The following is a 17,260-nucleotide window of genomic DNA, read 5'->3' as shown; positions in this document are numbered from 1 at the left end:
CCTTCTTCGCGAGAGGAGCAGGAGCGAATCGGCGCCCTCTTCGCTCGTCTCGACAACCTCATCACCATTCATCAGCGTAAGCAGGGAAGTATCCCGAATCCGCATGCCGAGTATGGGCTAGCCATTACGAACCCGCTAGTTACTCGATCTTGGTGGATCGCAAGCAGGTCATCTCACATACCGACGGTTACCACAGTTGACGCGGTGGAGGCCACTAACAGATGTGGGAACTGCAACGCTCTGCCAAGTCTCGGTTCTTCTCTACGGAAATCGCCGCAGAATGACAAGGTTCGCAGCTCCTCAGAAGGCAACAGCCTGATACCTCGCGAGGGAGCCAAAGACTGTCTTTTCTCGATTCCGCGGCATAAATAAACGTCACATCTGCGCCAAGCACCCACATCCAATGCAACTCGGGTCCGACCTTTCGCAACTCGGGAGTTTGCAAGGCCCCGCACGCTCGCCTAGTGTACCTTCAAGTCAGCCGAGGAAGGAGCTCCAGATGAGGGTGAGGGTCATTCAGCGCGAGGGCCAGCGCGGCATCGAGGTCCTCTTGCCAGTGTCGCGAGCATCCGCTCCGACGCCGACCACGCGCTCGTCCATATGGTGGACGGGTCCCCGCTCCACAATACCTCCCGGTTGTTCGAGCTCGAGGCGGCGCTGCAGCAGACTGAATTCGTGCGTGTTTTGCGGCAGGAGGTCGTGAACCTGGACAACGTCCAAACCATCAGGCCGGAGTTTGGCAGCCGGCTGGTGCTGGGGCTTAAGGGCGGCCACGAGTCGTTGTCTCGCGCAACTACGCATCGTAGGTGAAGTCGAAGATTGGCATCATTGGGTAAGCGACGACAGATGAGAGGAGCCACAATGAGCCACAAGGACCTTGCGTACGGCGTCTTTGATAGCGAAGAGCACGAGGGCGCGGGCCGCGCAGTGACCATGGGCTTGTTCGTAGGAAGCGCGTGGGCGGTAGCCGCAATCCTTGCTTGGGTCGTGTCGGATATTGTCGTATCCGGCGGATTGTACGAAGCCACACGCGGCGCAGCGAGCTGGGTCCTAGCATGTCTGGCGGGGGCGTGCTGCAGCAGCTCTGGTTCAACTTCCGATCGGCGTCGCGCTTAGGGTACGCGGGGCGTGTCGCCGGGTTTGGCGTTACGTACTTCGTCGCGCTCGCTGGGTGCGCGCTGCTGGGACAGTGGCTGCCGGTGGAGTAGCCGCTGGCATGAGCGGGGTTCGCGGGCATCTACCTTGCGATTCTTTCGGTTCTGACGGTTGTCTTCACGGTGGCTTTTCGCAGGAAGCGCGCGGAGTACCAAGAGGTGCTCGACCGCTTCCACGACGGCCGTAGGTAAGAGCTGCGAGGCAGCGCCTTCACATGCTCGCTGGTTACTTCCCCAGTACGGGACTCAATTGGAACAGCGTTGCTAATTTCGTCGGCGACATCGTAGTCGACGAACACGACCTTGGTACCAAGCTTCTCCTCAATGCGGCCACCTTGGCTTCCCACTCGCGACGCTCGCACTCGTACTTGACCTTGGAGATCCCCTCCTGGCCGCGGCTGTCCTTGGGGCCATCGCCTCCGCCGCCCTCCGGCTCCACCTCGGGCTCGTTCTTGGGATCATGCTCGTCTGCCATGTGCCTCTCCAATCCACGGTTTGTTTGCGCGCTTCCCTGCGCGGCTGTGGCGGCCCCTTTGCGCTGGCCGGGCGTCGTGGCCCCTTTGCGCTGGCCGGGCGTCACCGTGGATGGTCCGACGGCGGTAACGGGCATGAAAAGGGGCCGCCCCTGATGGGCGGCCCCTTCCTACCGCGAAATGATTGTCTGGGCAGGCTACCGCCTGCTTCTCCCGAGAAGCGCGTCCGCGAACTCGTCGGATACCTCCATGTCGTTGTGTTCGAGGTTCCAAGCCTCTTCCCTTGACCAGCGTACGCCGTTCTTCTCGTATAACATGTCGACAATATCTGTCGGCTTGCCCTTCGAGTAGTCAACGAGGTACCCAGCAGCAATGGCAATCGGCTCCTCGCTTGTCATGGCGCGAAGCAGGGCCTCCTTGTCGCGCCTTGGCACGCCGAGCCTCGGGGCAATGCCGTTATCGTAGTCACTCGAATTTGCGTAGATCATCGTCTCTCCCCACTCGGCACAAACGCGACCATGCTCCCATTTCCGTGCCTGCCGACGTAGAACGTTCCGTCTGGGTTAACGTATATCGTGCCGTTCGGAGCCGTCACCGTAACGCCGAGCCTGTCCGCGAGGTCCTGGGCGATGCAGCTCCCCTTACTGTCCATTCTACCCGTCGAGCAGGCGCACGCCGCCGCCGTCGTAGTCCTTCCTGCCGCGAATGACCCTCGCCAGCGTCCTGGCGACCCTCAACGGCCGCACGCTAACGGGGCCCTGCTGTCCTTGCCGTAGGCCACCCGCGTTCGAGCCCTCTGAGCAACCTATACTTCGACAGCAGCCTTACAGCGCGTATTTCGACTCTAAGCCATTTGCCTCAACCCGTCGCAACTTACGTTGACGATGGCGAGCAGCATCATAATCAAACACCTCGAGCTCGACTTCCCAAGTTCATCCAGGATGAGCTTAACGCACGATGCGCACTTCTCAGGCACCTTCTTGTTAGAGCCTCGTCGAAGGTCTTTCAAATACCTTAGGAGATGATGCTGGCGGAGGTAAGGACACACGTGCGATGAGCTCGACGCCGGAGCATTTCATACAGAAGTCGCCACGAGGGTTACTGCAAAAATTCTTAAGAAAAAACCAGGGAACAAGTCCCTGGTTTTGAATTCATATGGTCGGGTGGACTGGATTCGAACCAGCGACCCCTTGACCCCCAGGGCGCAATCCTTGATGAATGTCAATAGACACCAGAGGACACCACTTCCACAAATTGTGCTGTTTAACTGGGCATTTGCTGACCTTGACGAACATGAGACGACCACAGCCCCCGTCATGTAAAGTCGTCCGCAGTACGCAAATAGTACGCCACGTACTATCCACGTACTGCACGTACTGCGACGGCCGCGGGCGGGCGCATCAAAGGTTCAAACGTTGATGGGGGCACGATGCCGAGGAATCTGAGCAACGGGTTCGTCTTCAAGGACGAGAGGTCCGGCCACTGGAGGGCCGCGATCAGCTGGCAGGACGAGGACGGCAGTCAGAGGAGGATGACACGAAACACCCCCGTCGCCTGCTACCCCGACAGGGTGAGCAGGAAGACCGGGAAGGTCACCAGGGACAACCGCGGGAAGGGCGCCGCCGAGGACTTCCTCAGGGAGTGGCGCGACGAGGAAGTCCGAAAGGACGAGGAGCTCTCCGGCACCGTCTCCTGCGAGACGCCTGTCTACCGCTACGTCCTCGACTACATAGACATGAAGGAGTCCACCGGCAACATCCTCGCCTCCACGGCGGACGGCTACCGCTGGTACGCGAAGCACCTCCTGGGCACCGAGCTCGGCAGGACCCCCGTGGGGCAGGTCACCGCGAGGCAGATCCAGGAGTTCGAGCGCGACATGGTGCAGGACGGCTACGGCGGCAACACCGTCTCGCACACCCACGTGCTGCTCAAGACCGCCTTCATCAGGGCGCGCAGGCTGGGCGACATCCCGTCGAACCCCTTCGACCTCGTCGACGCGCCAAAGAGGCCCACGAAGCCGATAAACTCCCTCGACGCCGCGAGCGTCCGGCAGCTCAACCAGACGCTCGGGAGCGTCGCCGACCCGTTCTCCACGGCCGTGCTCCTCGCGCTCATGACGGGGATGAGGCAGGGCGAGATATGCGCCCTCAGGTGGCAGGACGTCGACCGCGTGTCGCGCAAGATCCGGGTCTCGCACGCGCTCACGAGGGCGAGCGGCACCTTCGCGCTCTCCACGCCCAAGACCAGGAGCTCGGCCAGGACCATCCCCTACGGCGACGAGCTCGCCCGCGTGCTTGAGGCGAGGGCGCGCGCCATGCACGGCGAGCGCGAGGCGATGGGCCTCGACTGGGACGAGGGGCTCTTCGTCGTGGGCAGCGCCGTCACCGGCGCCTGGAAGAGCCCCATGGCGCTGGGGCAGGAGTGGCGGGCTTTCGTGAGGGTGGCGAGGCTCGTGGGCTCCCAGGGCGAGCCGCCGAGGTTCCACGACCTCAGGCACACATTCGCGACGATGGCGATCGGCTCCGGCGTGGACGTGAAGACCGTGAGCGCCATCCTCGGCCACTCCAACGCGGCGATGACCCTCAACGTCTACGCCGACGCGCTCGCAGACAGCAAGAAGGTCAGCATGGACCTCATGGGCAAGATCATGTCCGCGGGGCTCTCGTAGGAACGGGGTGCAGGCGGCACCCATCGAAGTATCTGAAGAGGATTCGGGGCGGAAGCGAGTCCGATTGCCGCGGCGCGTGCGGATGCACACCCTGGGGCGAATGGAACGCCGATGGCGACTTTGGAGGATCGCATTATGGAGCGTACGATTGAGGATGTGTCAGATGTAGAGTGTATTCGCTATACTAATGCCATGGCTAAGATAGACGACATATACGGGGCGGCCGACGACTACGGCCTCGTGACGTCCGCGGACGCGAGGGCGCTCGGCGCCTCCGACGCGGAGGTGGTGCAGTACGCGGCGCGCGGCAGGCTCGAGCGCGTGGCCCGCGGCGTCTACCGCGTGCCCGTGTGGCCCTACCAGGAGCAAGCCCCCTACGCGATCGCCGTGAGGGCCGCGGGCGAGGGCGCCTACCTCTACGGCGAGTCCGTGGTGGCGCTCCTCGGGCTCTGCCCCACCGACCCGCGCGCCATCTGGGTGGCGACGCCCAGGAGGACCAGGCGCAGCCTCGGCGAGGGCGTGAGGCTCGTCTGGCGGAGGCACCCGGACCGGGTCACGCTGTACGAGGGCATAGCCTGCCAGGAGGCCGCCGACGCGATCCGCGAGGCGGCGAGGACCCTGGGGCCCGCCCGCGCCGTCGACGCGGCGCGCGAGGCGGAGCGGAGGGGCTACGTCACGCCGGCCGAGCTTGCGGAGATCGAGGGGGAGGTGGGCGCCCATGTCTAAGCGCCCCAACAGCATGAGGCACCTGGACGACGCCATCCGGAGGGCCTCCGGCGGCACCGCCGACGGCTACGTGCGCATGCGCACCCTCGTGGCCAACGCCATAGTGGCCCAGATGCTGCCCGACGGGGTCGTGAAGGGCGGAAGCGCCGTCAGGATGCGCTTCGGGTCCGGGGCCACGCGCTACACTACCGACCTCGACACCGCCACGGCGAGCGACCCGGACGAGTACGCGGCGAGGCTGTCCGATGCGCTCGCCGCCGGATGGGAGGGGTTCACCGGCCGCGTCGTGCGCCGCGAGCCCGCCGCGCCACCGGGCATCCCCGGCGAGTACGTGATGCGCCCCTACGACGTGAAGCTCTCCTACCTGGGAAGGCCCTGGTGCACGGTGCCCCTCGAGGTGGGGTTCGACGAGATCGGCGACGCCGAGCGGGCAGACGTGACCTGCCAGGCGGAGGCCTCGGGCGCCCTCGAGAGGCTCGGGTTCCCCGCCGTCGGGGACGTGGCCCTCATGGACCTCTGCTACCAGGTGGCCCAGAAGCTACACGGGCTCACGAGCGGCGGCGACCGCGTGCGCGACCTCGTTGACCTCCAACTCATCATGGGCAACGCAGACGTGGACCTGGCGCGCACGAGGCGGGTCTGCGTGAGGCTCTTCGCCTACCGGAAGGCTCAGGAGTGGCCGCCCAGGGTCGTCGCCGGAGAGGGCTGGGGCGAGCTCTACGCCACCCAGGCGGAGGGGCTCGGCGTGCTGCAGGACCTCGCGGAAGCCATCGAGTGGGCCAACGGGCTCGTCGCCCGCATCGATGCCGCACGGTAGCTGGAAGTCGCAAGGCCGCTCCCCGTCCTTCGATACCAGTCGCAGGACTCAGAATGCGACCACACGCTGCCCCCATTAGCACGGCGACGTCAAGACCACGAACCCGATTGACCGCCAATCACGGCTGGCTAGAATGGAACCAGATGTCAAAACCCGAGAGGGTTTTATGTGGCGGGGACGCACGAGCGCCTCCGCCTAATTTTTACTCGAAGGCACCACTGGCATAGCCACCACAACATACGATACGAGACATGGAGTCAGGACGATGAAGTGGATCTACGATGCCGACGGCAACGCGGACCTCGAAGAGGTCGCGTTCGCGGAGAAGGGCATCTCGGCAATCCTGGAGAACGTCGACCTCTCTTCGGCGCCAAGTGACGCTGCGGACGCCGCGATGTGCTTCCTGGGGCGTTTGGTAAGGGAGCTCGCCGAGGCGACCGAGGCGCACTCCCATGCGGGAGGCGGCTTCCCTGCGCGGTAGGGTCATCCTCACCGCGCGGGCTAGGCGCTGCGTGAGTTGCAAGTCGGTCCCCACGCTCCCGCAGGAGCGTGGGGACACCGGGCCGGATGTGCCCTTCCGACATCCGCTGCGCCGGGGACATCGTCGGCATCCCCTATCCTCGCGGTCGTCGAAAGCGCCCGGCCGGCGCGGTAGCGGAGGTCGCCCCCGCGCCGGGTCGGTGCAGAAGTTCGCCGCACTTCCGCGCCGACACCTCCAAGCCCTCCCTCGCCCAAGACGCTGGCACAGGGAGCAAGCACCTCTTCCCACTCCCTGGCGGCCCGCGCGACTGGGTCGGCGCCGCGCCACGCCCGCAGGGGCGCGGCGCCCCGCCACGCGGGCCTTGCCGCTCGTTGGGCGAGGGAGGGCAAAGGGCCTTCCCACGTCCTAGGGAGGTCGCCATGACCGAGAAGACAGAGAGCGCCGCAGCAGTGACCGAGGAGAGTCTCGTCGCCACGTGCGAGGGCATCGCGAGGGACTACCTCGCCCACAGGGGATACGAGGTCCGCACAGGAGACGGCTGGTCCTGCGACTGCGAGGACGCGCCCATCGTGGCCACGGACGGCGACGAGACCGTGCTCATAGCCGTCATCTCCGCCTACGAGGAGGGCTCTGCGCGCATGCCCGAACTCAACGTCGGCGCGGCCGAGTTCGTGATAATGAGGCGTGCATGCCTGCTCTACCTCGCGGACCACGACGACGTGGACGCGATACGCCACGACGTGATTTCCATCGTCGTGGCGGGAGAGCGCCAGGCAAGGCTCCGCCACCTCATCGGCGCCTGGCATTGGGCGGATAGGGAGGAGTGACCCAGGACATCAAACCACGGAAACCGCTCACGGCAGGAGGGCGACCGCTCGGGGAAACCCGGGCGGTCGCCCCTTCCAGCCGCCACGGCCGCAGCCAAGCCCTCCCGCGGCCGCTCTCCCCGCCGTCAGGAACACCTAGCGACGGCGGGGAGAGAACTACTTGTTTGAAAGTCATTCTCAATGGCTGTTGAGCCCCCATTTCTCAACCTAGATGCACCCTGAGATGACCTATAGACCATGGATATCATCAACTCTGTGACGTGGTCGGAAACTTCATTTCATCGACATCACTGGCCGGAACACGATGCATGACTAAGTGAGCGCTTTCTTGATTCGCTCCCTTCCGTACTTATCTTCGACTTCCTTCGTTACAAGGACGGATAATTCGTCCAATGAACGCGTTAGCGCCACATACAACAAGTGCTTGGTCCTGTTGTCCTGTTTGTTATCTCCCAATAAATATGGCGTCAAATCAGTGGTGAGTATGAAGAGACACTTTGTATCCTCTAGCCCTTTTATGGCTTCAATGGATCTGACGGCTACACCACCGCCTTGTGAATTACTTAATCTCGAAAGCGCCTCGGCGATTCTGCTGCACCTTTTATTGTCAAAGTCAAATACTCCAGAATTCACATACTTGTAAATTACAGGCTTCGCATGTTGGCCGGCAATGATGAGTGACTTCATCTGGTTGGCAACGAAGAATGCTTCTCGCCTCAACTCCAATTCGGTGAGAGTGTTCCCATGCTTTACTCTGATTTGAGATTCAAGATCATGATTGAGCGCCTCATCATTCGCGTGGCAGACATCTTCGGAATGGGTGTTGAAGCGTGCGTTCTTTTTGCTGATATAAGCTAGGCCGTACCTTCCGTTCTCGATGAACTTAGCTACATCTGGCCCAACATCTGATTCAAAGTAGACGTTGATGCTACCTTCTCGAGCCTTCGCGTCAGCGACCTGCCGTTCAGCCTCACAGGCTAAACGGTTGGAGAGATGAAGATGCGCCTCTGGGCATCTGTGGCAATCGCGCTTGTAGCTTACTTCGTCTGGAAATGTCGAGATAAGCTTTCGGAAGCATTTATGCCCTCTCAGGTCCTGCTTCGGATCGCCGAAAAGCTCGAGCTTTATGCCCGCCTGATCGAGGGCAAGGAAAACATCGAGCATGTCGTCGTCAATGTCTTGGGCCTCGTCCACAACGATTTTGTGGCAGTAGTAGCCGAAAAATGACAGGACCCTCTTCCGCATTCTTTTCGTTGTTGCCTTGTCATCGGATTTTTTGTCTACTACCCACTTGGCCCTCTTGGGGATCATTGTCTGGTGGAGAGCCCCCTCCTTCTCCAAGTTGCTGATAATGGCATTTCTTAACTGTGGTTTGTAAGGAAGGTTAATAGTGGAGATTTTTTCATAGCGACTCCCAAAAAGCAGGTGGTAATAAGGTTGCACAAGTTCGGAATATAAGAACGAGTGGATGGTGCTGACCTTAACATTCTCCGGAACGCTCCCGTTCTGCCCAATAATCCTGGATTCGATGTTATGGACGGCAGCATTGGTGAACGCCACGCAGAAGACTACCTTGCCTTCGGGGACCTGCTCAGAGAGGATACGGGACGCCATGCTTGACGTCTTTCCGGCTCCGGCACCAGCAACCTCTATCCTCATACCAATGCCTCTGGTCCTGCCTGCTTCTTTTCTATAGGTTCGTTCAAAAAGTCGAGCGCCGCCATTATGTGAGAGGGCATCGTAAACTCGGGGAGTTTGCCGTCGACCAGGTCGTGGCAGACCCGAAACATGACGCCAGTCTTCTTGTTCTTGCGCCAGTCTTCTTGAAGCTGGTTCTCATCCATTCCAACCCAGCCAAACTCTTCGCCGTAATGTTTTATTAGCATCTGGTAGTTGTCCCCTGAATTAACAAAGTCTGTCTCAAGGGTATAGCCAGTCGTCGTGCTCACATACACCTGGCTGTCTGCTTTCTTTTCATGCTCACGTTTTGCGTTGGGCTGGTCGTCGAAGTCCCGGATGACAGCAAGCTTGTTGGCATTGCCCAAGTTGATTTTCTTCCAGATGTCGATGATGTCTCGATATCCCTTGTGGAACGATAATACCTTGATGTCGTTCAGCCCTCGTTTTGCCTGCAAGAAGGACTTGATGAGTAGCTCTTCAGTAATGCCCTCAACAAGAACAAGCCTGTGCGAGAAGAGCAGCTTGAAGATGTCGGTGTTTGGATTATTCGAAAGGTAATCCATCTCTTCTGGTCCGAGCTCTTCTTTTAGACTAACTGCAGCACCGCCATGGAGCACGATGACTTTGTCCAGTCCGACCTTGTTAACGAATTCAGCATCGTGAGTCGTGTAGACCAGTTGCGTTCGACTGTCCTTGTCGCCAAATGCCTTGAAGAAGCTCGCCATCAGAAGGACGTTATTCGCGCACAGATGTGCTTCTGGCTCCTCGACCTCCACGACCCGAAGCGAGATGTCATGGGACGCTTCGAGATAAGCATTCAGCATAACTGCCATGAGGACGAGGTTACGATGTCCGAGACCCTGTAAGGAAAGGCTTTCGTCATCGTACCCGAGACGGATGCCAGAGAGGATGCTACTCATTGCCGGCATGTTGGGAAGGACGCTGATTGAATCGAAAAAGTCCCTCGCATGAGGGTCGTCAGAGTAGTCCTGCCAGTTGATGACTTCGTCCAGCTTGGCGGCTTCGCGGATTGTTTCCAGAAACCCACCGTATCCTTTCTCTATCCGCTTCTGTCCCTCTGAGTCAACCTTGCCTTGCAGTAAGTGAATCAGCGGTTTTGAGCCAATCCTCTTAGGGTTAGCTGCAAAGTCGTCTCGATTCGCCGAGAGCTCGAAGCATTTGAACCGAGTAGATACGTCATAGGGCAGCCACTTGTTGCCCTCGGAACTGGGCGTGACCACTTCATACCTGAACTCATTCATAGGCAGGAGGCTCATCTTTATGTCTGATATGTCTTCTTCGTCCCTGAGAAGGGAAGAAACCAGGCTCAGCAGGTCTTGAGGGTCTGACACGGACCATTTGTACTGAATCCGTGGGACCACGTTGTCCCCTTCTGGAACCAATATATCTTTCACGTCATAGGCGTCGATTGGTTCGGGCTGAAAATCAATGGTCACAGAAACTGACGGGATTATCGAGCGGAAGGACTCGGGGTCGACGTGCTCCTCGAGAATATCTTGCCTATGCTCTTGGATGAAGGAGTAGTACCCCTCCTTCGCCTCATCATTGATGTCGAACCATGAGAGGCTCTTGCTGACACCACTCTCATCGTTCGTGAACGGCAACGAGAGGGCCTTGAGAAAGTTGGATTTTCCGCTGTTGTTCTCGCCGACAAGAGCAACGAGATTGTCGAAGGGAACATCGATGGACTTGAGGTTACGATAGTTTACGATTCTAACTCTTGAGACCCTCATAAGCAGCTATCCAATCCTCAGCAATCCCTGGTAGAACGACCCAGGGAACACGAATTTGCGAGAAGGCTTCTTCTTGTGGTTGTCGTTCTCGAACGACACTTCAATGTAGGAGCTGTCCAAATCAACAATCTGCCCATAGCCGAAAGCTTTGTGGAGGACGGTGTCGCCTGGCTTCAAAGCATCAAGCTCGGCTTTTGTAACAGGTGGCTTGACCTTTGCGACCCCGCCCTTCTCCTTCGGGTAGCCCCTGAGCCACCAGGCGGACCGACCGCCGGTAGCCTTGTCGCCATGGCGGCTGAGCTTGAAGCTGGCTCCACGGTCGTTCAGCCTCTCGAGGATTTCGATTGCGCCCGGGGTGTTGATTATCCAGAGACAGCCGTCGTTCGGCCGCCTGTCGATGTACTCGAGCCCAGCGTCGTCCAGCTCGTCGCTGAGCCAATCACGCCTCTCCTCCTTGGCGAGAGCCGAGGCATGAAGAGTTGGCGCAGAGCCTGCCGTCGTGTTGGCTGCTGGCTTGGCAGTGTCAGCACTCGCAGCCGGCTCGGAGGTGGCCCTCTGGGACTTGCGGACTTCAGCCGTCGAAGTCCCAGAGGGAACCTTGGCCAGCCCATCTGGAGCCACCATCGACTCCTGCTGGGCCATCTCCATGTACTCGAAGTCAGAGAGGGTAGTATCGAAGAGACCGACCCTCTCGCCCTCGTGGCGGTTCACGCCAGCGTAGGTGAGGGAGGAGTCCTCGTAGCGGCGGAACTTGTAGACCGCATCGTTCATGAGGGCGTCATTGAAGACCCCAAGCGACACCAGGAGCTCGAAGTCCTTGACCGTGAGTCCGGTCACCTTCTTGAAGAGGCCGGGCTCCAGCTGCGTGATCACGTCCTTGAGCGTCTGCTCGCGGTAGTCCGTGAGGTACATGAAGACGGGGATTCGCGTCGCGAACTTGATGAGCTTTTCCTGAATCTGCTTGCGCTTGCTCTTGAGCTCCTTCTCCTCGGCGGTCATCTCCTTCTGCTCCTTGGGCGTGAGGTTGTCCTTCTCGCGCTTGGCCTTCTTTATGGCCTCGGAGCGGTTGATGATCGTCTCGATGTCCTGGTTGAGGTTGCGGAAGCCCTCTATGCTCATGAGCGCCTTCAGCGCGTCTTCGTTACCGAGGATACGGCGCAGGGTGTCGTTGTCTACGTTGACGAGCAGCGCGCTCTCCCAGCGCCGTGCCAGGAGCGTCGCTGAGGTCCCGGCCATCGCGATGTCGAGAATGTCGGCGGCGCTCACGGGGCGCATGGCGCTCCCGTCGTAGGCGAGGACCGGCAGGAAGTTGATGAACTCGCCGACCTTCTGCTCCGGCCCCTCGTTCTCGTCCACCTTGAGGCGGCAGCTGTAGTCGGAGACCATGCGCAGCGAGCGGTCGAGCGCGAAGTCGAAGACGTAGCACTCCTTCTTGACGATCTGTGTCTTCCCGGAGTCATCCGTGACGGTCCAGGGGGACTGCACGCGGAACGCGGCTTGGAAGTACGTCTCCGGGCTCTTCATGTTCGTCAGCATGAATATCCCCGTCCAGGGCTTCACGGTGACGCCCGTCGTGAGCTTGCCGCAGGTGAGGGTGATGGTCTGCGAGTTGAGCGGGTCGGCCATCGACTCGCGCACCTTGTCGAGCGCCGCCTCGCCGACTCCTGTCTCAGGTCCCGCGCAGACGTTCACCGTGTAGTCGTGGAAGAAGACGTTCTGCGGCTCGGCGAGGAGGTTGCGCATCGCGTAGCAGCTGTTGACGCGTGGCAGGTACCAGAGCGTGTGGTTGAGCACGCGGAGGAGCCGCGTGTCGGAGTACGGGAGGGCTGGCTTCTCGGCCCCGAGCTTCAGGTCGTCCACCGCCGAGGGCCTGTAGGCCCCCCGGATAAGGTCGAGCCACTTCTGGACCGAGTCCTTGAGCACGAACTCCGCCTCGTCGCCCTCCCCCCTGGCCTCGAAGAAGGCGTTGAGGTCGAAGCCGTTGTACTCGCCGCCGAGCGCAACCCTGCGGATCTCGTCGGGCATCTGGTAGGTGAGCATGACCATGCGCGGCAGGCTCTCGTAGGGGTTCGGCCGGCCGGGGTGCTCGCTTGGCCATGCCTCCTTGGCCCTCTGCTCGTCGGAGTACGTCCAGTTGAAGATCTGCTCCTCGATGAACTCGCCGGAGTTGAGAGCCCGGAAGGGCGTGCCGGAGAGGAAGAGGTAGTAGCGGGTCACAATCGGCAGGTCGCCCTCGTCCATCTCGTTTCCCGTGTTCACGTGGCCGACGCGGGTGTCGATGTCCTCCTGCGTGTCCCGCTCGTCCTCGTCCTCGGGCTCGAAGAGCGTCTTGGAGTTATCGTTCCACGCGCCGAAGTGGTACTCGTCGAAGACGACCAGGTCCCAGTCCTCCTCGCGCACCCACTCGTGCTGCGGCTTGATGCGCCCCGACCGGTCCCGACCGAGGAAGTCCTGGAAGGAGCCGAAGCAGACGATCGGGCGGGACTTGTCGGCCGCCTCGTACTGCTCGGCGATGTCCGGCCTGCCCGGCTCCTTGGGGCGGCTGATGAACTGCCATCCCTCGAAGTCGACGTGCGTGGCGAGGTCCTCCTCCCACGCCGCCTGGACCGCCGGCTTGAAGGTGAGCACGAGCACCCGCCTGAAGCCCATGTCCTTGGCAAGCTCGTATGTGGCGAACGTCTTGCCGAAGCGCATCTTCGCGTTCCAGAGGAACTTGGGCGTGCGCGCGCCGCCCTCCTCCTCGATGGAGCGGAAGTAGGCCTCGGTCTTGTGGACGGCCGCCGCCTGCTCGGGCCGCATCCTGAAGGTCTGCGTGCGCCGTTCGACGTTCTCGGCGCGGTCGCGCACGGCGACGTAGGCGGCCCTCACGTCATCGACGGTGCAGCGGAACCACTCGGTCTTCTTGCCGTCGCGGTCGCGCAGGCGCTTGAAGCCGTTCTCCTCGAGGTTGGCGTGCACCTCGTGGTCCAGGAACACGGTGCCGTCGTCGCGCATGGCGGACGCAGTGAAAACGACCTCGTAGGGCTTCTCGCCGGGTTTCAGCGTCGGGTAGTGCTCGTGCATGCGCTCCTCGATGGTCCTGGAGGTGTAACCGACCTTGAGGAGCCCCTTGAGCTGCGGGTTGTTTGGCTCGCGGTACGCGTAGATGATGGGTTGGGCGTCGGGGCGTGGCGGGAAGAAATCGGTGGCCATGGTCATTCATTCCTAGCAGTACTATCAAATGGCTTAATCATAGTTTCGATGAAGTTGATCTCATCATTGGAAAGCTCATACTTCGAATAGAGCTCTTCATCAGTCCAAACCTTTGACCAGTTCTGCTGAGGAACAAATTGAAAAACGGCCTTTGATACGTTAATCGATGTCATCATCTGGAGTACTAAGAATCTAACGAACTTAGTACGTAGATAAGAGAGCAGGCTATTAGCAGCGTCTTCCGTATCAAACCTACCCATCAAAAAGTATGAGTGGGTACAGATGTGATTTGGTCCAATCACCTGCATGGATTTCGTGAGTACTCTGAATTGCCCGTCTTTGTCAGGCTCGCCAGCGTGCTCGGCGCCAGTCTTGCTCATGAGAACCTTGTAGCCCGACAGCAACTCGTCACCTTTTGGGAGATCCTTTCTGCGGAAGTAAGATTCGCCTGCGCTAGAGTGGAGGATCAAGTCGTCATCCATTTTCGGAGAGGAATCTCCGCGAACTTTTGTCGACAGCCCGAAGGGCATTAAGGATGTGCCCAATAAATCGAGCGTAGGCTCACCGAGCTTCTGAACCTTTCGTATTATATCTACCGCCTCGTTATAGCGGATTAGCACAGGCCATTCCAATTCGATAGTGCCTGCCGGGTAACATTCAATTCCCCGGCTAGTTCTTCCTGTGTCATTCCCAATTGTGTTCGCAGATGACGTATTTGCTTTCCTGTTGTAATATTCGTCTGTTCCTGGTTCAAAATAGTTTCTCCTCTCTGATACTGATTTTATCAATGATATTTCGCAATAGCCAGCAATGAACGCTTGCATTGCGCAAGACGTTACATTATCTTCTGAAACATATAGCGCACCTTGTCCAGGCGGCTGTTTGGACGGCGGGGCTGGATGACTGGCTTGCCGACAGCGGCCTGATACCCTTTCAGTTCTGTAAGGCATACGCTCTGCCCGTTGGTGTAAAAGGCCAGATCAGTACGGTATGCCTGTATACAGCGGGCGGGAATCTCGCCAGTAAAGACAACTTCATCCTTTTTTACCTGGACCGTTTCGATGGTGGCACAGTATTTCGGTGCATCATGATAAGCCCTGGAAAGATATTCCCGGGGCGCATAGAGGGTGAAGGAGAGATAAGGTTCCAGCAGTTGCGTCCCTGATTCCTTCAATGCCTGTTCCAATACAATCGGGGCCAATGAGCGGAAGTCCGCCGGCGTGCTGACCGGACTGTAATAAAGCCCGTATTCAAAGCAAATCTTACAGTCCGTTACGTTCCAGCCGAACAAGCCCTGCTCCAGCCCGTAACGGATACCATCCCTGACAGCGTTTTGAAAACTCTGGTTCAAGTATCCCAGCGAAACCCGGCTCTCGTATTGTACACCGGAGCCAAGCGGGAGTGGTGTAACAGACAGTCCGATGGATGCCCAAAACGGGTTGGGCGGCACCTCGATATGGATGGTGTGGCTGGCTGCTTTGAGCGGCCGCTCCATATAAATGACGGTGGGTTCCTTTACCACTGTTTCAAGCTTGTATTTTTCCGACAGCAAAGCGGAAACAACCTCCAACTGCACCCGGCCCAAAAAAGAAAGAATGATCTCATGGGTGATGGAATCCACCTCGTAGCGCAAAAGCGGGTCAGTATCCGCAAGTTGCGTAAGAGCGTCCAGCAGCCGTTCTCTTTGCGCTGCCGTTTTCGGCGCAATCGACGTCCGCAGCATGGGGAGGGGGTCCTCACGCCACCTTTTACGAGGGAGCCGGGTTGGGTCCCCTAATACATCGTTTAACCTCACGCTGTCGCTGGGAAGGATAACAATTTCACCCGGATAAGCGGTGTCTGTCCGAACAATTTCCCCTTTGGATGGAATACGCATCTCTGTGATTTTCAGCTTTTCTCTCCCGGCCAGGGCCACCGTATCCCGCAGGCGCAGCGTTCCGCTGTATAGCCGTAGATAGACACGCCGCTGGCCGCAATCTGTATACTCCACCTTGAAAACGCTGCCGCATAGGGCGGCGCTCCCCTGTTCCCCAATCGGTTGGAACAGCCCTGTCACCGCATCCATCAACGGTTGAATGCCAAGGCCCTTTTTGGCGCTGCCATAATAGACCGGGAACAGGGAGGCGTCTTGAACCCGCCGCTGTTCCTCCCGCACAAGTTTTTCCCGGCTGATTGGTTCTCCTGCGATATACTTTTCCAATAATTTATCGTTATTTTCGATGACCGCATCCCATGCTTCTATGTCGGTATTTTCCTCCAGGACTATTTCCGGGGACAGCGACACCGTCTGCTTGATGATAATATCGGCGGAGAGCTTATCCCGAACAGACTGAACCACGCTCTGCAAATCAACGCCAGCCTGGTCGATCTTGTTGATAAAGATAACGGTGGGAATGTTCATTTTCCGCAGGGCATGGAACAGAATACGGGTCTGGGCCTGCACGCCATCTTTAGCGGAGATCACCAAGATGGCCCCATCTAAAACAGCCAAAGAGCGGTACACCTCCGCCAAAAAATCCATGTGGCCGGGCGTATCCACAATGTTGACTTTACATCTGTGCCACTGGAAGGAAGTGACTGCCGCTTGAATGGTAATCCCACGCTGCCGCTCCAAAAACATGGTGTCCGTCCTCGTTGTCCCTTTTTCGACGCTCCCCGGTTCTGAAATGGCTCCGCTGGCATATAGCAGGCTCTCCGTCAAGGTCGTCTTTCCAGCGTCTACATGGGCAAGAATTCCAATATTGATTATTTTCATGTGATTGTCCTCCCTTTACTGCCCCGAAGGGCATAAAAATCCCCAGCAGTAAAATACTTTTACCACTGGGGATAATTTGCGGACATACGCATATACAGCATACACCTGTTTGTGAGTGCTGTTTTTGGGGATATGTCAAAATTGATAAGGCAAAAGTATTCTTAAATTGGGTACAAAAAAATAAGCCCCTACAAAAAGGACTATCATAATCCTTTGTTCCCACTATTTGATTATAGTTTTATTTAAGAATACCTTGCCGCATATTTTTTACTCCTTTTCTGGACTTGAATTATTATATCACATCAGTTTTAGGAAAACAAGTATCTAAAAGAAATTTTTCTTCCCCTTATATGTAACAATCATACCGGCTTCCTAACGTTCAGAATGGTTTCTACTGTCTGCTGCGGTGTTTGGTTGGAATTGTCCAGCCAAAAGCCGATCCGTGGTGTTGTCTGCATTTTACTAAATACAAATTCAATGTATACAGAAAGAAATATATAAGGAGTGGGAGGGATTCCGCCGTAGTCGGCATTGTAGGAAAATCCAAAAGTTTAGATTTTCTCAAAATGCTTATCTTTTGGTCTTTGGTTCGGAATAGTGTAGTGCTGGCGGTCTATCTATTGTTTTCGGTTGCTTGCTTCTTTACCGTACATGAGCATTTTCGGCTCTTCGGTGGTTTCTGTGGGAGAGATTCCGGCATAGGCCCAGCTCAGCGGGCGAAAACAACGATCTG

At 58.4% G+C, this 17,260-nt stretch carries 14 protein-coding genes and 2 pseudogenes; 7 read left to right on the top strand and 9 right to left on the bottom strand.

The annotated features are described in order from the left end of the window. Window positions 1-558: 558 nt before the first annotated feature. A pseudogene (locus tag HF885_RS10115) lies at window positions 559-810 on the top strand (LytTR family DNA-binding domain-containing protein); the annotation flags it as partial. A gap of 245 nt (window positions 811-1,055) precedes the next feature. Continuing rightward, complete coding sequence (locus HF885_RS10110) at window positions 1,056-1,208, top strand: hypothetical protein (protein ID WP_170104780.1); 153 nt, start codon at window positions 1,056-1,058, stop codon at window positions 1,206-1,208. A gap of 172 nt (window positions 1,209-1,380) precedes the next feature. Here HF885_RS10110 and HF885_RS10105 read toward each other — a convergent pair whose 3' ends face one another. The 3 genes from HF885_RS10105 to HF885_RS10095 form a co-directional block, all read right to left on the bottom strand. Next, on the bottom strand, window positions 1,381-1,629 hold the full coding sequence (locus HF885_RS10105; protein WP_170104779.1) for a hypothetical protein: 249 nt from the start codon (window positions 1,627-1,629) through the stop codon (window positions 1,381-1,383). 195 nt (window positions 1,630-1,824) lie between these two features. Beyond that, complete coding sequence (locus tag HF885_RS10100) at window positions 1,825-2,115, bottom strand: hypothetical protein (RefSeq protein WP_170104778.1); 291 nt, start codon at window positions 2,113-2,115, stop codon at window positions 1,825-1,827. Beyond that, a complete protein-coding gene (locus HF885_RS10095) occupies window positions 2,112-2,279 on the bottom strand; it encodes a hypothetical protein (RefSeq protein ID WP_170104777.1) in 168 nt (55 codons plus the stop codon). The genes HF885_RS10100 and HF885_RS10095 overlap by 4 nt, the downstream gene beginning before the upstream one ends. Window positions 2,280-3,056: 777 nt before the next feature. Between HF885_RS10095 and HF885_RS10090 the strand changes: the two genes are divergently transcribed. From HF885_RS10090 to HF885_RS10070, 5 genes are all read left to right on the top strand, one after another. Further along, the gene (locus tag HF885_RS10090; RefSeq protein WP_154540408.1) at window positions 3,057-4,295 is read left to right on the top strand and encodes a tyrosine-type recombinase/integrase; all 1,239 of its coding nucleotides are present in this window, start codon (window positions 3,057-3,059) and stop codon (window positions 4,293-4,295) included. Between the two features lie 192 nt (window positions 4,296-4,487). Continuing rightward, a complete protein-coding gene (locus HF885_RS10085; RefSeq protein WP_154540410.1) occupies window positions 4,488-5,021 on the top strand; it encodes a type IV toxin-antitoxin system AbiEi family antitoxin domain-containing protein in 534 nt (177 codons plus the stop codon). After that, window positions 5,014-5,838, top strand: coding sequence for a nucleotidyl transferase AbiEii/AbiGii toxin family protein (locus HF885_RS10080; RefSeq protein ID WP_154540412.1), 825 nt, complete (start codon window positions 5,014-5,016; stop codon window positions 5,836-5,838). The genes HF885_RS10085 and HF885_RS10080 overlap by 8 nt, the downstream gene beginning before the upstream one ends. A gap of 265 nt (window positions 5,839-6,103) precedes the next feature. Then, window positions 6,104-6,319, top strand: coding sequence for a hypothetical protein (locus HF885_RS10075; RefSeq protein ID WP_154540414.1), 216 nt, complete (start codon window positions 6,104-6,106; stop codon window positions 6,317-6,319). A 419-nt stretch (window positions 6,320-6,738) separates the two neighbouring features. Then, a complete protein-coding gene (locus HF885_RS10070; RefSeq protein WP_154540416.1) occupies window positions 6,739-7,146 on the top strand; it encodes a YraN family protein in 408 nt (135 codons plus the stop codon). Between the two features lie 312 nt (window positions 7,147-7,458). Here HF885_RS10070 and HF885_RS10065 read toward each other — a convergent pair whose 3' ends face one another. From HF885_RS10065 to tet(W), 6 genes and pseudogenes are all read right to left on the bottom strand, one after another. Beyond that, the gene (locus HF885_RS10065; protein ID WP_154540418.1) at window positions 7,459-8,805 is read right to left on the bottom strand and encodes a UvrD-helicase domain-containing protein; all 1,347 of its coding nucleotides are present in this window, start codon (window positions 8,803-8,805) and stop codon (window positions 7,459-7,461) included. Beyond that, on the bottom strand, window positions 8,802-10,580 hold the full coding sequence (locus tag HF885_RS10060) for an ATP-dependent nuclease (protein WP_170104776.1): 1,779 nt from the start codon (window positions 10,578-10,580) through the stop codon (window positions 8,802-8,804). The genes HF885_RS10065 and HF885_RS10060 overlap by 4 nt, the downstream gene beginning before the upstream one ends. A gap of 6 nt (window positions 10,581-10,586) precedes the next feature. After that, a complete protein-coding gene (locus tag HF885_RS10055; protein WP_154540424.1) occupies window positions 10,587-13,772 on the bottom strand; it encodes a GIY-YIG nuclease family protein in 3,186 nt (1,061 codons plus the stop codon). Window positions 13,773-13,774: 2 nt separating this feature from the next. Continuing rightward, window positions 13,775-14,392, bottom strand: a complete 618-nt coding sequence (locus tag HF885_RS10050; RefSeq protein ID WP_154540426.1) for a hypothetical protein — start codon at window positions 14,390-14,392, stop codon at window positions 13,775-13,777. An 8-nt stretch (window positions 14,393-14,400) separates the two neighbouring features. Further along, window positions 14,401-14,526, bottom strand: a pseudogene (locus tag HF885_RS10045) (helix-turn-helix transcriptional regulator); the annotation flags it as partial. 81 nt (window positions 14,527-14,607) lie between these two features. Next, window positions 14,608-16,527: a tetracycline resistance ribosomal protection protein Tet(W) gene (tet(W), locus tag HF885_RS10040; RefSeq protein ID WP_130898529.1), complete on the bottom strand. Its 1,920-nt coding sequence runs from the start codon at window positions 16,525-16,527 to the stop codon at window positions 14,608-14,610. Between the last annotated feature and the right edge of the window lie 733 nt (window positions 16,528-17,260).

This window comes from Parafannyhessea umbonata (assembly GCF_012844235.1).
Classification (GTDB): domain Bacteria; phylum Actinomycetota; class Coriobacteriia; order Coriobacteriales; family Atopobiaceae; genus Parafannyhessea.
This window is presented reverse-complemented; position numbering and strand designations above follow the sequence as displayed.

Excerpts from the sequence above, each read along its gene's own strand:
- HF885_RS10110 (WP_170104780.1), top strand. The coding sequence starts at position 1,056 with ATGTCTGGCGGGGGCGTGCTGCAGCAGCTCTGGTTCAACTTCCGATCG.
- HF885_RS10105 (WP_170104779.1), bottom strand. The coding sequence starts at position 1,629 with ATGGCAGACGAGCATGATCCCAAGAACGAGCCCGAGGTGGAGCCGGAG.
- HF885_RS10100 (WP_170104778.1), bottom strand. The coding sequence starts at position 2,115 with ATGATCTACGCAAATTCGAGTGACTACGATAACGGCATTGCCCCGAGG.
- HF885_RS10095 (WP_170104777.1), bottom strand. The coding sequence starts at position 2,279 with ATGGACAGTAAGGGGAGCTGCATCGCCCAGGACCTCGCGGACAGGCTC.
- HF885_RS10090 (WP_154540408.1), top strand. The coding sequence starts at position 3,057 with ATGCCGAGGAATCTGAGCAACGGGTTCGTCTTCAAGGACGAGAGGTCC.
- HF885_RS10085 (WP_154540410.1), top strand. The coding sequence starts at position 4,488 with ATGGCTAAGATAGACGACATATACGGGGCGGCCGACGACTACGGCCTC.
- HF885_RS10080 (WP_154540412.1), top strand. The coding sequence starts at position 5,014 with ATGTCTAAGCGCCCCAACAGCATGAGGCACCTGGACGACGCCATCCGG.
- HF885_RS10075 (WP_154540414.1), top strand. The coding sequence starts at position 6,104 with ATGAAGTGGATCTACGATGCCGACGGCAACGCGGACCTCGAAGAGGTC.
- HF885_RS10070 (WP_154540416.1), top strand. The coding sequence starts at position 6,739 with ATGACCGAGAAGACAGAGAGCGCCGCAGCAGTGACCGAGGAGAGTCTC.
- HF885_RS10065 (WP_154540418.1), bottom strand. The coding sequence starts at position 8,805 with ATGAGGATAGAGGTTGCTGGTGCCGGAGCCGGAAAGACGTCAAGCATG.
- HF885_RS10060 (WP_170104776.1), bottom strand. The coding sequence starts at position 10,580 with ATGAGGGTCTCAAGAGTTAGAATCGTAAACTATCGTAACCTCAAGTCC.
- HF885_RS10055 (WP_154540424.1), bottom strand. The coding sequence starts at position 13,772 with ATGGCCACCGATTTCTTCCCGCCACGCCCCGACGCCCAACCCATCATC.